Origin of the sequence: Streptomyces tauricus, assembly GCF_014650955.1 — a bacterium.
Classification (GTDB): Bacteria; Actinomycetota; Actinomycetes; order Streptomycetales; family Streptomycetaceae; genus Streptomyces; species Streptomyces tauricus.
This window is the reverse complement of sequence record NZ_BMVY01000021.1, coordinates 116,347-131,713: the sequence shown is the minus strand read 5'-3', so window position 1 is coordinate 131,713 and position 15,367 is coordinate 116,347. Positions and strand designations below refer to the sequence as shown.

Annotated in this window: 11 protein-coding genes; 10 read left to right on the top strand and 1 reads right to left on the bottom strand. The window is 70.8% G+C overall.

Annotated elements, in window-relative coordinates:
- Positions 1-235: 235 nt before the first annotated feature.
- From leuS to holA, 9 genes are all read left to right on the top strand, one after another.
- Positions 236-3,121, top strand: coding sequence for a leucine--tRNA ligase (gene leuS, locus IE278_RS27365; RefSeq protein ID WP_189775930.1), 2,886 nt, complete (start codon positions 236-238; stop codon positions 3,119-3,121).
- Positions 3,122-3,333: 212 nt separating this feature from the next.
- Positions 3,334-4,140: a hypothetical protein gene (locus IE278_RS27360; protein WP_189775929.1), complete on the top strand. Its 807-nt coding sequence runs from the start codon at positions 3,334-3,336 to the stop codon at positions 4,138-4,140.
- 72 nt (positions 4,141-4,212) lie between these two features.
- Complete coding sequence (locus tag IE278_RS27355; RefSeq protein ID WP_189775928.1) at positions 4,213-5,058, top strand: DegV family protein; 846 nt, start codon at positions 4,213-4,215, stop codon at positions 5,056-5,058.
- A gap of 166 nt (positions 5,059-5,224) precedes the next feature.
- Positions 5,225-6,361, top strand: a complete 1,137-nt coding sequence (locus tag IE278_RS27350) for a ComEA family DNA-binding protein (RefSeq protein WP_189775927.1) — start codon at positions 5,225-5,227, stop codon at positions 6,359-6,361.
- Entirely contained in the window at positions 6,358-9,201 is a 2,844-nt protein-coding gene (locus IE278_RS27340) for a ComEC/Rec2 family competence protein (protein WP_246570727.1), read from the top strand. Before IE278_RS27350 ends, IE278_RS27340 begins: the two co-directional genes overlap by 4 nt.
- A 4-nt stretch (positions 9,202-9,205) precedes the next feature.
- Positions 9,206-10,033: an arylamine N-acetyltransferase family protein gene (locus IE278_RS27335; RefSeq protein WP_189775926.1), complete on the top strand. Its 828-nt coding sequence runs from the start codon at positions 9,206-9,208 to the stop codon at positions 10,031-10,033.
- A 172-nt stretch (positions 10,034-10,205) separates the two neighbouring features.
- Positions 10,206-11,084, top strand: a complete 879-nt coding sequence (locus IE278_RS27330; protein ID WP_189775925.1) for a YceI family protein — start codon at positions 10,206-10,208, stop codon at positions 11,082-11,084.
- 50 nt (positions 11,085-11,134) lie between these two features.
- Positions 11,135-11,380, top strand: coding sequence for a hypothetical protein (locus IE278_RS27325; protein WP_189775924.1), 246 nt, complete (start codon positions 11,135-11,137; stop codon positions 11,378-11,380).
- A gap of 52 nt (positions 11,381-11,432) precedes the next feature.
- Positions 11,433-12,419 carry a DNA polymerase III subunit delta gene (gene holA / locus IE278_RS27320; protein ID WP_189775923.1) on the top strand — a complete coding sequence of 329 codons (987 nt, stop codon included), beginning with the start codon at positions 11,433-11,435 and terminating at the stop codon, positions 12,417-12,419.
- Between the two features lie 460 nt (positions 12,420-12,879).
- Here the strand turns inward: holA and rpsT are convergent, their stop codons facing one another.
- Positions 12,880-13,146 carry a 30S ribosomal protein S20 gene (gene rpsT / locus IE278_RS27315; RefSeq protein ID WP_107016309.1) on the bottom strand — a complete coding sequence of 89 codons (267 nt, stop codon included), beginning with the start codon at positions 13,144-13,146 and terminating at the stop codon, positions 12,880-12,882.
- Positions 13,147-13,402: 256 nt separating this feature from the next.
- Between rpsT and lepA the strand changes: the two genes are divergently transcribed.
- Entirely contained in the window at positions 13,403-15,271 is a 1,869-nt protein-coding gene (lepA, locus tag IE278_RS27310; RefSeq protein ID WP_107016310.1) for a translation elongation factor 4, read from the top strand.
- The last annotated feature ends 96 nt before the right edge of the window (positions 15,272-15,367 follow it).

Sequence of the window (15,367 nt, the reverse complement as noted above, 5' to 3'; positions counted from 1 at the left end):
GCGGGGAGCGACACTCAGTGCCGGAGCGTAGCCGAAAGCGCGTCGCGGCCCGCTCGGCCGCTGCGGTACCCTGACGCCATGCGTGCCGTACGCCTTCTGCTTAGCGAGCCGCGCTGATCACACCCGGTCGTCGGAAAACCGCGACCGGAATCGGCGCGGCGCCCCCTCCTGTGCGAGGGGTTTTTTCATTTCCGAAAGTCCGCTGGCAGAGACGATCGATGGAGCTTTGAGGATCATGAGCGAGACGAACACCGCTGCCGCCTCCGAGGTGGCCGCGCCGCACCGGTACACGGCCGCGCTGGCCGCCGACATCGAGGCACGCTGGCAGGACTTCTGGGACGCCGAGGGCACGTACGAGGCGCCGAACCCGAGCGGTGACCTGGCGGGCGACCCCGCGGTGGTCGCCAAGCCCAAGAAGTTCATCATGGACATGTTCCCGTACCCCTCCGGTGCGGGCCTGCACGTCGGGCATCCGCTGGGCTACATCGCCACCGATGTGACCGCCAGGTACCAGCGCATGACCGGTCACAACGTCCTGCACACCCTGGGTTTCGACGCCTTCGGCCTGCCCGCCGAGCAGCACGCGGTGTCGACGGGCGAGCACCCTCGGATCACCACCGAGGCGGCCATCGGCAACATGAAGTCCCAGCTGCGCCGCCTGGGCCTGGGCCACGACAAGCGCCGGTCCTTCGCGACGATCGACCCGGACTACTACAAGTGGACCCAGTGGATCTTCCTGCAGATCTTCAACTCCTGGTACGACACCGAGGCCGGCCGGGCCCGTCCGGTCGCCGAACTGGTCGCGCAGTTCGAGAGCGGTGAACGCGCGCTGCCCGGCGGACGTATCTGGAGTGAGCTGACTCATACCGAGCGCGCGGACGTCCTGTCCGAGTACCGGCTGGCGTACGCCTCCGAGGCGCCCGTCAACTGGTGTCCCGGCCTGGGCACGGTCCTGGCGAACGAGGAGGTCACCGCCGACGGCCGCTCCGAGCGCGGCAACTTCCCCGTCTTCAAGGCCAAGCTGCGCCAGTGGAACATGCGCATCACCGCGTACGCCGACCGACTGCTGGACGACCTGGACGCGCTGGACTGGCCCGAGGCCATCAAGCTGCAGCAGCGCAACTGGATCGGCCGCTCCGAGGGTGCCCGCGTCGACTTCCCGATCGACGGCGACGCCATCTCCGTCTTCACCACCCGCCCGGACACCCTGTTCGGCGCGACCTACATGGTGCTGGCCCCCGAGCACCCGCTGGTCGAGAAGTTCACCCCGGCCGTATGGCCCGAGGGCACCCACGACGTCTGGACGGGCGGCCACGCCACCCCCGCCGAGGCCGTCGCCGCCTACCGCGCGCAGGCCGCCTCCAAGTCGGACGTCGAGCGGCAGGCCGAGGCCAAGGACAAGACGGGCGTCTTCACCGGCTCGTACGCGACCAATCCGGTCAACGGCGAACAGGTCCCCGTCTTCATCGCCGACTACGTCCTGATGGGCTACGGCACCGGCGCGATCATGGCGGTTCCCGCGGGCGACCAGCGCGACTTCGAGTTCGCGCGCGCCTTCGAGCTGCCGATCGTGTGCGTCGTCGAGCCGACGGACGGACGCGGCACGGACACCTCGACCTGGGAGAACGCGTTCGGCTCGTACGACGCGAAGATCATCAACTCCGCGAACGGCGACATCTCGCTGGACGGCCTGGGCGTCACCGAGGCCAAGGCGCGCATCACCGAATGGCTGGAGGGCAAGGACGTCGGCCGCGGCACCGTCAACTTCCGGCTGCGCGACTGGCTGTTCAGCCGCCAGCGCTACTGGGGCGAGCCCTTCCCGATCGTCTACGACGAGGACGGCGTCGCCCACCCGCTGCCCGAGTCGATGCTGCCCCTGGAGCTGCCGGAGGTCGAGGACTACTCGCCGCGCACCTTCGACCCGGACGACGCGAACACGTCCCCGGAGACCCCGCTGTCCCGCAACGAGGACTGGGTCCACGTCGAGCTGGACCTGGGCGACGGCCGCGGCACGCGCGCGTACCGCCGCGAGACCAACACCATGCCCAACTGGGCCGGTTCCTGCTGGTACGAACTGCGCTACCTGGACCCGCACAACTCCGAGAAGCTGGTCGACCCGGAGATCGAGCGGTACTGGATGGGCCCGCGCGAGGGCCAGCCGCACGGCGGCGTCGACCTGTACGTCGGCGGCGCCGAACACGCCGTACTGCACCTGCTGTACGCGCGTTTCTGGTCCAAGGTGCTGTTCGACCTGGGGCACATCTCCTCCGCGGAGCCGTTCCACAAGCTGTACAACCAGGGCATGATCCAGGCCTTCGTGTACCGCGACAGCCGTGGCATCGCCGTCCCGGCCGCCGAGGTGGAGGAGCGCGACGGCGCCTTCTACCACCAGGGCGAGAAGGTCTCCCGGCTGCTGGGCAAGATGGGCAAGTCCCTGAAGAACGCGGTCACTCCGGACGAGATCTGCGCCGAGTACGGGGCGGACACCCTGCGCCTGTACGAGATGGCGATGGGCCCCCTGGACGTGTCGCGGCCGTGGGACACGCGCGCGGTGGTGGGCCAGTTCAGGCTGCTGCAGCGGCTGTGGCGCAACGTCGTCGACGAGGGCACCGGTGATGTCACGGTCGTCGACACCGCTGACGCCGACATCGACACGGACACCCTGCGCGCCCTGCACAAGGCGATCGACGGCGTACGCCAGGACCTGGAGGGCCTGCGCTTCAACACCGCCATCGCCAAGGTCACCGAGCTGAACAACCACCTGACGAAGACGGGCGGTCCCGTCCCGCGCAGCGTGGCCGAGTCGCTGGTGCTGCTGGTCGCGCCGCTGGCCCCGCACATCGCCGAGGAGCTGTGGCGCAAGCTGGGCCACGCCGACTCGGTCGTCCACCGGGACTTCCCGGTCGCCGACCCGGCGTACGCCGTCGACGAGAGCGTGACCTGCGTCGTGCAGATCAAGGGCAAGGTCAAGGCGCGCCTGGAGGTCTCCCCGTCGATCTCGGACGAGGAGCTGGAGAAGGTGGCGCTGGCCGACGACAAGGTGGTCGCGGCGCTGGACGGGGCGGGCATCCGCAAGGTGATCGTGCGGGCGCCGAAGCTGGTGAACATCGTCCCGGCGTAGGTACGCGGCACGTCCCGGCGTAGGTACGGACCATCGTCGTGGGGTGGGGGGCGGCGGGCGGCGCCCTGTGCGGCGCGGCTCGGGGTAGTCCCCTACGGGCAGGTTGGGGGTTCCGCTGGAACCCTCGGCCTGCTTTTTCCGTTTACGGTGAAAGGGCCCACACGTGCGTGCACGAGCCCGCACGCACTGGACGCAGCACCGAGAGGACCGTCATGGAAGCCGTGGTCGCCATCGTGGCGGTGATCTTCTTGCTGTTCGTGGCACTGGGCATCTACGCCACGGTGAAGGTGGTCGGCGCCGCGAAGCGGGGCGTGGACCGCACCGTCGCCCAGGCCCGCCGCACGGTGGAGGACTCCACACTCAAGGCGAAGACCTTCGCCCAGCCGGGAGCCCTGGGCCAGCTCGCTCAACTGCGTCTCTCCCTGCGCACGTCGATGCGGGCCACCCAGGAGGCGCTGCAGGCGGGCGTCGGCGAGGACGAGTCGCTGAAGGAGTCACTGGCGCTCTTCGACCGCCTCAGCGCGCACGGCCATGAGCTGGACGGCGAGTTGAAGCGGCTGGAGCGCGAACCGGACAGGGCGCGCCTCGCCGAGCGGCTGCCCGCGCTGCGGGAGCGCACGGAGCAGATAACGAAATCGGCCGACGCACTGCGCTGGGCGGCACGCGACCGTGCCCAGCGTTTCGGCGGCGACGACCTGGACTCGCTGAGCACGCAGATCGACATGGAGGCGGGCGCGCTTCGGCACTGGACGACGGAACCGTCTCCCACGCGGGCGTCCGACCCGTCTCCCACGGGGACGTCGGGCCCGTCTCCCACGCGGAGGGCGGACCCGGCCGGCGCCGCTTCTCCGCCGCCTTGGCCGGAGGCGCCGAGCGCCGCCACCGCCGACCAGCAGACCTGGCCGGACAACCCCGAGGCGCGTAAGGCCGAGGAGCCCACCCGGGCCGCGATCGACGCACCCAGGCAGCGGGCCGCCTACCCTTGGGAGAAGAAGCCCCGCCCGGAGAGCACGACTTGATACCGCCGGTCCGGCAGCGGGCGGCAGGGGCCGGGCTGCCTTCCACGTCCACTGACAGGTAATCTCCAGCTCATGTCCCGCCATGTCGCGATCGTCACCGATTCAACGGCCTACCTGCCGCCGCGGACGATGGAGCGCCACGGCATCACCGCGGTGCCCCTGACCGTGGTCCTCGGCGACCAGGCGCTCGAAGAGGGCACCGAGATCTCGGCCCGCTCCCTGGCCCTCGCCCTGCAGAAGCGGCGGTCCGTCACCACCTCCCGGCCCAGCCCCGAGGTCTTCGCCGAGACCTACCGCCGCGTCGCCGAGTCCGGCGCCACCGGCATCGTCTCGCTGCATCTGTCCTCCGAGTTCTCGGGCACCTATGACGCGGCGGTCCTCGCCGCACGCGAGGCTCCCGTGCCCGTGCGCGTGGTGGACACCGGGATGGTCGCGATGGCCCTCGGCTTCTGCGCACTGGCGGCCGCCGAGTCCGCGGAGGCCAGCGGCACGGTCGACGAAGCGGTCACAGCGGCGGAGAAACGGGCCGCGGGCACCTACGCCTACTTCTACGTCGACACCCTCGACTACCTCCGCCGGGGCGGACGGATCGGGGCGGCGCAGGCGTTGCTCGGTTCCGCGCTGGCCGTCAAACCGCTGCTCGAACTGGACGGCGGGCGCATCGAGCTCCGGGAGAAGGTGCGGACCGCCACCAAGGCGATCGCCCGCCTCGAAGAGATCGTGGCCGAACGGGCCGGGAGCGCCCAGGTCGACATCGCCGTCCACCATCTCGCCGCCCCCGACCGAGCCTCGGCGCTCGCGGAACGGCTGAGAGTACGGGTTCCCGGGCTGGCCGAACTGCACGTGAGCGAGGTCGGAGCGGTGATCGGGGCGCACACGGGGCCGGGGCTGCTGGGGGCGGTTGTCTCACCTCGGTGAGATGTCCTGCCGGTGTGCGGGCTGGTGTGCGGGCTTGTGTGGGGAGTGGGTGTTCTGAGTCGTGCTCCGACTCGGGCGGGTGGTGGAGTTATCCACAACCGGGTGGTAATCCACGGGAATTGAGCAAGATCATCGGGGATGGGCTCTGGTGCCCGATTCTCGTCCCATGCCACTTCGATCAGCTTCACGGACCACGACAGCCACCAGTGGACCGGGCCGCGGCCCGGCCTCCGACGTTCGTGCACGACACCGCCGCCGGCTCCACCACGACAGGTCCCGGCGCCGAGAAACCTCGGCGGAGACGCTGCGCCTGCGCGCGGAGACACTCTTCGGTCCTGGGCCCGGTCCTGGGCCTGAACGGGAGAGGGTGCGCGGGGAGTTGCGGCATGGGCCGCCGGGGGAGTGGGGTGCGGGTGGGGCGAGGGACGAAGCCGAAACGCAAGTCGTCGCTCAGGCCGAGGCGCGGGCCTCGGTTGCTGATGGGGTGCTCGGGGAGTCCGACGGTCCGGTTGCTGCCCGGCCCGCGTGGCGGCGGCGGGCCGGGCTCGCCGTCCGGGAGCGGATGCCGCTGTGGCTTCAGTCCAGGTGCGGTCTGGAACGCAGGAGCGTGGCCGCGCTCGCCGTGGTGCTGGTCGTCGCGGCGGTCCTCGCCGTACAGCACTTCTGGTCGGGGCGTACGCAGCCGGTGCGGGCTCCGGAGATCGTTCGGGCCGCTGTTCCGTACGAGGAGGGGGGCGCGGCCGGCCAGAAGGCGGCGGCCGGGACCACCGCTGCCGCCGGGGCGCCTGCGGGCGCGGTCCCCACGGCACTCGTGGTGGACGTCAGCGGCAAGGTGCGTGAACCGGGTGTCCATCGGCTGCCGGCCGGTTCCCGGGTCGCCGACGCGCTGAAAGCCGCGGGCGGGGTGCGTCCGGGCACCGACACCGAAGGCCTCAACCGGGCGCGTTTCCTGGTGGACGGTGAGCAGGTGGTGGTCGGGGCGTCGTCGGCGGCGGGACCGGGAGCGCCGGGAGCGCCGGGGACGCCGGGACGTCCGGGAGGTCCGGGAGGTCCGGGAGGTCCGGGGGGTCCGGGTGTCGTGGCTCCCGGTGGGGCCGCCTCCGCCGCGGTCGTTCCAGTCGCCCTCAACACGGCCACTCTGGAACAGCTGGACACGCTGCCGGGTGTCGGCCCTGTGCTGGCGCAGCACATCATCGACTACCGCGGTCGGCACGGCGGCTTCCGTACGGTCGACGAGCTGCGCGAGGTGAACGGAATCGGCGACCGCCGTTTCGCCGATCTGCGGAATCTCGTACGGCCATGAGGGGCCCGACGAATCGGCCGGCCGTACACGCGGTCTCCGGCAGTCCGCTCGGTGCCGCGCATCCTCGGCAGGAGGGTCCGACGGATCTGCGTCTGGTCCCACCGGCGCTGGCGGCATGGGCGACAGCGGCGGTGGTGTTGGACGCACCGCCGGGGTGGGTCGCGGGTGTGGTCGCGCTCTGCGTGATCGCGGCCGGACGGCTCCTGCTCACGGGACGAGACCGTGTGCGGGGCGCGAGGCCTGATCGACTGCGACTGCGACTGCGACTGCCGGAGCCGGAGCCGGAGCCGGAGCCGGAGCCGGAGCCGGAGCCGGAACCGGAACCGGAACCGGAGCCGGGGCGGGGGCCGGAGCCGGGGCCTGAGTCCCGGGCCTCGTGGCCGCGTCGGTTGCTCCGGTCGTCCTGGTCGAAGGCCTCCGCCGCTGCCGTGCTGCTCTGTGTCGCCGCCGCGGCCGTCTCCGGTGGGCTGCACGGTGCGGATCTGCGCAGGGGGCCGATCCCGGAGGCGGCGCGGCAGTACGACCGGGTGACCGCCGAGGTGGAGGTCACCTCGGACCCACGGCTCACCCGCCCCCGGATCAAGGGGAACCACGCGGCCCCGACCGCGATCCTGCTCGACGCCGAGGTCAGACACGTCGAGAGACCGGACGGGACGGTGACGCGAACCCGCACGCCGGTACTGCTGATCGTGGACGCGGGAACGGGATCGGGAGCTGGGCCGGGGCCGGGAGCGAGGCCGGGGGCCGGACCGGTGCCGGAGCCGGGTTCGGGACCGGGGCCAGGTTCGGAACCGGAGCCGACGTCGGCCTCGGGTCCGGGACCGGAGCCGAGGCCGGACTCGGGTTCAGGTCCGGAACCGGGGGCGGCCCGTGGGAGGGCGGGCTCGCCCTGGCTCTCTCTCCTCCCCTCCACCCGGGTACGGGTGACGGCACAGGTCGCGCCCCCGCTCAGCGGCGGAGACCGGATCGCGGCGGTGCTCCGTGTGCGCGGCGGCGGGCCACCCACGGTGGTCGGGCAGCCGTCCGCCACGCAGCGGTTCGCCGGAGAGCTGCGCGGCAGGTTGCGGGCGGCGACCGACGGGCTGGAGCCGGACGCGCGGGCGCTGCTGCCGGGACTGGTGGTCGGCGACACCTCCCGGATCACACCGGAGCTGGACGAGGCGTTCAGAGCGACCGATCTCACGCACATCCTCGCTGTCAGCGGGGCCAACTTCACGATCGTGCTCGCCCTGCTCATCGGACCACCGGGCCGGGCCCAGCGGATCGAGCGCCGAGGTCTTGCGCCCCGGCTGGGCCTGCCGTTGCGGGCGACCGCTCTGTGCGGGGGTGCGCTCACGCTCGGCTTCGTGATCGTGTGCCGGCCGGACCCGAGTGTGCTGCGGGCCGCCGCCTGCGGATCGATCGCCCTGCTGGCCATCGCCACCGGGCGCCGCAGATCGCTGGTCCCGGCGCTGGCCACGGCGGTGCTCGTGCTGGTGCTGTACGACCCCTGGCTGGCCCGGAGTTACGGTTTCCTGCTCTCCGTGCTCGCCACGGGCGCGCTGCTCACGCTGGCCCCGCGGTGGAGTGCGGCGCTGCGCGGGCGCGGGGTGCCGCCGAGGCTGGCCGAGGCGTTGGCGGCCGCGGGCGCCGCGCAGGCGGTGTGCGCGCCGGTCGTCGCCGTCCTCTCGGCGCGGGTCAGTCTGGTGGCGGTGCCGTGCAACCTGCTCGTGGAGTTCGCGGTCGCGCCGGCCACGGTGCTGGGCTTCGCGACGCTGACCACGGCTCCCTGGGCGATGCCGGTCGCGGAAGTGCTGGCCTGGTGCGCGAGTTGGCCCGCCGGATGGATCGCGGACATCGCCCGGGCGGGTGCGGCCCTGCCGGGCGCAGGCATCGACTGGCCGGGAAGCTGGACGGGGGCGCTGCTGCTCGCCGGTGCGATCACCACCCTCGTGTTCGTCGGGCGCAGGCTTCTGCGGCATCCCTGGCTGAGCGGTGCCTGCGGAATGCTGCTTCTGCTGGTGACGGTGCAGCCGCCGCCTCTCACCCGGGTGATCACCGGGTGGCCGCCGCCCGACTGGCGCTTTGCGATGTGCGATGTGGGTCAAGGCGATGCGACGGTCCTCGCGGCGGGTGACGGCAGTGGGGTGGTGGTGGATGCGGGACCCGACCCGATACTCGTCGACCGGTGTCTGAGGGCGCTCGGCATCACCAGGGTTCCCCTCGTCGTACTGACCCACTTCCACGCGGACCATGTGGCGGGGCTGCCGGGTGTGCTGCGCGGGCGTTCCGTGGGCGCGATCGAGACGACGGGCCTGGAGGAGCCACTGGACCAGGCCGAATTCGTCCACCGGCAGGCCGCGGTCCGGCGCATTCCGGTGACGCGGGCGGTGGCGGGAGAACGGCGTCGTACGGGCGGGCTCGACTGGCAGGTGCTGTGGCCGCCGCCGAGTGCGGCCCCGGGGTCCTGGCCGGTGCCGGGGCCGGAGCCGGAGGGGCCGAACGACGCGAGCGTCACCCTGCTCGTCCGGTCGGCGGGGTTGACGATGCTGATGCTCGGGGATCTCGAACCACCCGCTCAGCAGGCCTTGTTGAGATCGCCGGCCGGGCTCGCTCTGGAAGCCGTGGATGTTCTGAAAGTCGCTCACCACGGTTCGGCCCATCAGGACCCGGACCTCATACGACGGGCGGCGCCACGCCTCGCGCTCATCTCGTGCGGCGCCGGCAACCCCTACGGACATCCGGCACCGAGCACGACGGCAGCACTGGAAGCAGGGGGCGCGCAGGTGCTGCGCACCGATGTGGACGGGGCGGTAACCGTGGGAGGAGGAGACGATCGCCTGCTGATCACGCGAGACTGAGGGTATGAAACCCGCACAGGTCGATGCCTACCTCCGCCGGATCGGCGTCACCCACCCCGCTTGGCCCACCGCCGACGTACTCCGTGAACTGCAGTTGCGACACCTGCTGACCGTGCCCTTCGAGAACCTGTCGATCCACCTCGGTGAGGAGATCGTGCTGGAGGAGAAACCGCTCCTGGACAAGGTGGTGGGCGCCCGCAGGGGCGGCTTCTGCTACGAACTGAACGGGGCGTTCGGCGCGCTGCTCAAGGCGCTGGGCTTCGATGTGACGCTGCTCGCGGGGCGGGTCTACGGCGAGGAGGAGCGGCTCGGGATTCCCTACGACCATCTGGCGCTGCGGGTGCGGACGGTGGACGGGGGCGACTGGCTGGCCGACGTCGGGTTCGGGGCGCACAGCCACTACCCGCTGGCCTTCGGGGAGCGGGGGGAGCAGACGGATCCGGCGGGTGCGTTCCGGGTGATCGTGGCCGGGGCGGATCCGGCCGGGGTGCGGGGCAGCGCAGGGGAGTTCGGGGACCTGGAGGTGGTGCGGGACGGCAAGTCCCAGTACCGGCTGGAGACACGGCCGCGGGTGCTCGGGGACTTCGTGGCGGGGGCCTGGTGGCACAGCACCTCGCCGGCGTCGCACTTCACCCGGTCGCCGGTCTGCTCGCGGGTCACGGAGGACGGCGGACGGGTCACGCTCAGCGGGCGCACTCTCACGGTCACGGACCCCGGCGGCGGGAAGAAGACGGAGGAACTGGTCTCGGACGAGGAGGTACTGGAGACGTACAGGAAGCGGTTCGGGATCGCGCTGGAGCGTGTCCCGGTTGTCCGGAAAAGCGGCGACTGAGGGGAGGGCGCAAGCGGAACAGTCAATTCGGGCTACTCGTGCGTAGTACCAGCACATGCGCTGGTTTCCTGCGATGTAGTCGCCTGTTGCCTCGAAAGTCGCATCAGTGGTCGAATACCTCCCCAACAACGAGTGTTTTCACAGCGTGTGTTGACGCGAGGGTGGGTCGCAGATGGTCGGCAGCTGGCTGGGGAACCGTACGAACCGGGCGCAGGCGGGCCATCTCGCCTCGGTGCCGTTGCCCGAGGGCGCCGGTGTGCTCGGCTGCCGGGTGCTGGATCCGGTGAACCAGCCGGTGCCGGACGCGGAGTTCCTGGTCACGGATGCCGCGGGGCGCAGAGTGGTCGGCGGGGAGCTGGATCCCTTCGGGTCCTTCCTGGTGACGGTGCCGGCCGGTGAGTACCGCCTCGCGGTGTCGGCCGAGGGGCACGCCCCGTACCGGGCGAATGTCACCGTGCCGGCGAACGAGGTGGCCGCGCTCGGCGACGTGACACTCAATCCCGCGCCACCCCCCGCGTTACCGGCGCCGGGGGACTGGGAGATCGAGCCGACCCATTCCTCGATCGGCTTCACGGCCCGGCACATCGGGATGGCCCGGGTACGGGGCCGGTTCAACACCTTCGCGGGGATCGTGCGGGTGGCGGAGAACGTGGAGGAGTCGGCGATGCACGTGGTGATCGACGCGGGGTCGATCGACACCAACGTCAGGACGCGGGACGGGCATTTGAAGTCGGCTGACTTCCTGGACGTGGACCGGTTTCCGACGGTGGAGTTCTACAGCGACCGGTTCACGCACCGGGGCGGCAGTCGGTGGGGTGTCACCGGGGCGCTGTCGTTGCACGGGGTGACGCGGACGGTCACGCTCGACACGGAGTACCTGGGGGTCGGCAACGGCACCGAGGGCGAGGTACGGGCGGCCTGCCGGGCCACCACCGAGTTGCGGCGCGACGACTTCACGGTGAGCTGGCAGTCGATGCTCGCGCGGGGTATCGCCATGGTCGGAACGAGCATCACGGTCGACCTGGACATACAGATCGTCCCCAAGGGCTGAGCGGGCGCCCCCCGGTGCGAGGCGCTGTGCCGGTGCCGGAAAATGGCCGGGTGAGCGACGTGAGACATGTACTGGTGCTGCCCGACCGCGATGCCGCTCAGGAGGCGGCGGAGGCGCTCGGTGAGCAGTTCGCCCTGGACGAGGAGCCCCAGCTCGTACGGGACGCCCTGGCCGGTGAGGACGATGCCGAGGACGCGCAGTGGCTGCTCGTGCTGCGCGACGAGAACGAGCGGCTGGACGCGCGGGAGCTGGACGAGTTCGTGCGGGAGTGGGACGGCTGGCGCGAGGAGCCGTAGGGGAGCCGTAGCGGCGGGCCCGTTGTCGGTGGTGCGTGGGATGCTGGGCGCGATGGCCAGGAACTCTGCACAAGACGATCCGCTCGCTCCCGTCACGATCGCCGTGGGGCAGGAGGACCTCCTGCTCGACCGCGCCGTGCAGCAGGTGGTGGCCGCCGCGCGCGCCGCCGACGCGGACACCGACGTACGGGACCTCACGTCGGACCAGCTCCAGCCGGGCACGCTCGCCGAGCTGACGAGCCCGTCGCTCTTCGCCGAGCGCAAGGTCGTGGTGGTGCGCAACGCGCAGGATCTGTCGGCGGACACGATCAAGGACGTGAAGGCGTACCTGGGCGCTCCCGCCGAGGAGATCACGCTCGTGCTGCTGCACGCGGGGGGCGCCAAGGGAAAGGGGCTGCTCGACGCCGCGCGCAAGGCGGGGGCGCGGGAGATCGCGTGCCCCAAGATGACGAAGCCGGCGGACCGGCTGTCCTTCGTGCGCGCCGAGTTCCGGGCGCTGGGGCGGTCGGCGACGCCCGAGGCGTGCCAGGCGCTCGTCGACTCGATCGGGAGCGACCTGCGGGAGCTGGCGTCCGCGACGACCCAGCTGGTCGCGGATGTCGAGGGGACGATCGACGAGGCTGTCGTCGGGCGGTACTACACCGGCCGGGCGGAGGCCTCCAGCTTCACGGTGGCCGACCGGGCGGTCGAGGGGCGGGCGGCCGAGGCGCTGGAGGCGCTGCGGTGGTCGTTGTCGACCGGGGTCGCGCCCGTCCTGATCACCAGCGCGCTGGCGCAGGGGGTGCGGGCCATCGGGAAGCTCTCCTCCGCACGGGGCGGGCGGCCGGCCGATCTGGCCCGGGAGCTGGGGATGCCGCCCTGGAAGATCGACCGGGTTCGGCAGCAGATGCGGGGGTGGACGCCCGACGGTGTCTCGGTCGCGTTGAGAGCCGTCGCGGAGGCGGACGCGGGGGTCAAGGGGGGCGGCGACGACCCGGAGTACGCGCTGGAGAAGGCGGTCGTCACGGTCGCCCGGGCGGCCCGGATGCGGCGGGGTTAGCCGTTGCCGGCGGGGCGGGGACTCTCGCCCCCGCCGCCCTTGCCCTCCCCCACCCTCGGCTTCGCTCGAGCGGGGGACTCCCATCCTTACTGACTCGGGGGCAGGCCCCCGGACCCCCATCGGCCTGAACGGCCTCGTCCTCGAACGCCGGACGGGCTGAAAGGCAAGGACGCGCCCCGGCCCCCGCAGGCGAAAAGGCTGAAAGGCAAGCCCGGCCCTCTTCCCTGGGTCCCCTTCGGGCTGAACAGCAAAGACGAACCCCGGTTGTGCGCCCCTCGCGGGGCGGGCAACCGGGGTTCGGTTCACGCTGGGGACTCGTACCCGCGTGGCGAACGCAGTCGCGTACGAGTCGGGGTGCCGGTCGGGAGCGGATGAGAGAGGGCCCGCTCAGGTCCTTCCGGCGTTCGAATCACTTCGAATCAAGTGAGTGCGGGGCCGTGGCCCAGTACTCGGCAGAGGTTCAGCCCTTGAGGGAGGCGACCTTCGAAGCAAGCGCCGACTTCTTGTTGGCGGCCTGGTTCTTGTGGATGACGCCCTTGGAGACGGCCTTGTCCAGCTTGCGCGAGGCTTCGCGCTGCGCGGCCGTGGCCTTCTCGACGTCACCCGCGGCAGCAGCCTCACGGGCCTTGCGGATCGCGGTCTTCAGCGAGGACTTGACGGCTTTGTTGCGCAGCCGAGCCTTCTCGTTGGTCTTGATCCGCTTGATCTGGGACTTGATGTTCGCCACGAATGAGCCTTCTCAGGTTCAGGCGCACGAGACGGGGCGTCTCACGACGGTGAGTCCCATGCGCCGGTGATTTCTCTTCTGAATTTCCTGCGTTTCCTGCGTGTCCCCCGCAGAGAGGGCAGGAGACACAGCTGCCCAGATTAGCAGTCGCCCCGCTGACGGCCCAAACCGGTCGCACCTCGCCGCCCGTGGGACCATGGAGCCTACGTATCGATCCGACCCGAGGCGACAGGCGCCTCAAGAGACAGGACCCTGCGTGCCCGCGATCCCTAACAATGTGCCCGAGCCGAGCCGTACCGCCCCGGCTCAGATCCGCAATTTCTGCATCATCGCGCACATCGACCACGGCAAGTCCACGCTCGCCGACCGGATGCTCCAGCTGACCGGGGTGGTCGACCAGCGGCAGATGCGCGCCCAGTACCTCGACCGCATGGACATCGAGCGCGAGCGCGGCATCACCATCAAGTCCCAGGCGGTGCGGCTGCCCTGGGCGCCGACCGAGGATCCGGGCAACACCCACATCCTCAACATGATCGACACCCCCGGGCACGTCGACTTCACGTACGAGGTCTCGCGGTCGCTCGCGGCCTGTGAGGGCACCGTCCTGCTCGTGGACGCGGCCCAGGGCATCGAGGCCCAGACCCTCGCCAACCTCTACCTGGCGATGGAGAACGACCTCACCATCGTCCCGGTGCTGAACAAGATCGACCTGCCGGCCGCGCAGCCCGAGAAGTTCTCCGAGGAGCTGGCCAATCTCATCGGCTGCCAGCCGGAGGACGTGCTCAAGGTCTCGGCGAAGACCGGCGTCGGCGTGGACGCGCTGCTGGACCGGGTCGTCAGGGATGTACCGGCTCCGGTCGGGGTCGCCGACGCCCCCGCTCGCGCGATGATCTTCGACTCGGTCTACGACTCGTACCGTGGCGTGGTCACCTACGTCCGTGTCATCGACGGGCAGCTCAACAAGCGTGAGCGCATCAAGATGATGTCGACCGGCGCCACGCACGAGCTCCTTGAGATCGGCGTCTCCTCGCCCGAGATGACCCCGGCCGACGGCATCGGCGTCGGCGAGGTGGGCTACATCATCACCGGCGTGAAGGACGTCCGTCAGTCCAAGGTCGGTGACACGATCACCAGCAAGGACAAGGGTGCGACTGAAGCCCTCGGCGGGTACAAGGACCCCAAGCCGATGGTCTTCTCCGGGCTCTATCCGCTGGACGGCTCCGACTACCCCGACCTGCGCGAGGCGCTGGACAAGCTCCAGCTCAACGACGCGGCCCTGGTCTACGAGCCCGAGACCTCCGCGGCCCTCGGCTTCGGCTTCCGCGTCGGCTTCCTGGGGCTGCTGCACCTCGACGTCATCCGTGAGCGCCTGGAGCGCGAGTTCAACCTCGAACTCATCGCCACCGCGCCCAACGTGGTCTACCGCGTGATCATGGAGGACGGGAAGGAGCACACGGTCACCAACCCGAGCGAGTTCCCCGAGGGCAAGATCGACAAGGTCTTCGAGCCGGTCGTCCGGGCCACGATCCTCGCTCCCAGCGAGTTCATCGGTTCGATCATGGAGCTGTGTCAGACGCGCCGCGGCACCCTCCTCGGCATGGACTACCTCTCCGAGGACCGCGTCGAGATCCGCTACACCCTGCCCCTCGCGGAGATCGTCTTCGACTTCTTCGACAACCTGAAGTCCAAGACCCGCGGGTACGCCTCCCTGGACTACGAGCCCACCGGCGAGCAGGACGCCTCGCTGGTCAAGGTCGACATCCTGCTCCACGGCGACCGCGTCGACGCCTTCTCGGCCGTCACCCACAAGGACGCGGCGTACGCGTACGGGGTGCGGCTCGTCGCCAAGCTGCGCGAGCTCATCCCGCGCCAGGCGTTCGAGATCCCCATCCAGGCGGCCATCGGCTCCCGGGTCATCGCCCGCGAGACCATCCGCGCCATCCGCAAGGACGTCCTCGCCAAGTGCTACGGCGGTGACATCTCCCGTAAGCGCAAGCTCCTGGAGAAGCAGAAGGAGGGCAAGAAGCGGATGAAGATGGTGGGCTCTGTGGAGGTTCCGCAAGAGGCCTTCATCGCCGTGCTGTCCAGCGACGAGAACGCCGGCAGTGGCAAGGGGAAGAAGTAGCCCTCAGCAACCGTCGGGTCAGGCCCGAAAACGTGGGCCCGTCGCGCGTTCGCGCGGCGGGCCCGTGTCGTGTACGGACTGCCGTATTCCGCCCGC

Coding starts and splice junctions, on each gene's coding strand:
- leuS (WP_189775930.1), top strand. CDS start 236: ATGAGCGAGACGAACACCGCTGCCGCCTCCGAGGTGGCCGCGCCGCAC.
- IE278_RS27360 (WP_189775929.1), top strand. CDS start 3,334: ATGGAAGCCGTGGTCGCCATCGTGGCGGTGATCTTCTTGCTGTTCGTG.
- IE278_RS27355 (WP_189775928.1), top strand. CDS start 4,213: ATGTCCCGCCATGTCGCGATCGTCACCGATTCAACGGCCTACCTGCCG.
- IE278_RS27350 (WP_189775927.1), top strand. CDS start 5,225: ATGCCACTTCGATCAGCTTCACGGACCACGACAGCCACCAGTGGACCG.
- IE278_RS27340 (WP_246570727.1), top strand. CDS start 6,358: ATGAGGGGCCCGACGAATCGGCCGGCCGTACACGCGGTCTCCGGCAGT.
- IE278_RS27335 (WP_189775926.1), top strand. CDS start 9,206: ATGAAACCCGCACAGGTCGATGCCTACCTCCGCCGGATCGGCGTCACC.
- IE278_RS27330 (WP_189775925.1), top strand. CDS start 10,206: ATGGTCGGCAGCTGGCTGGGGAACCGTACGAACCGGGCGCAGGCGGGC.
- holA (WP_189775923.1), top strand. CDS start 11,433: ATGGCCAGGAACTCTGCACAAGACGATCCGCTCGCTCCCGTCACGATC.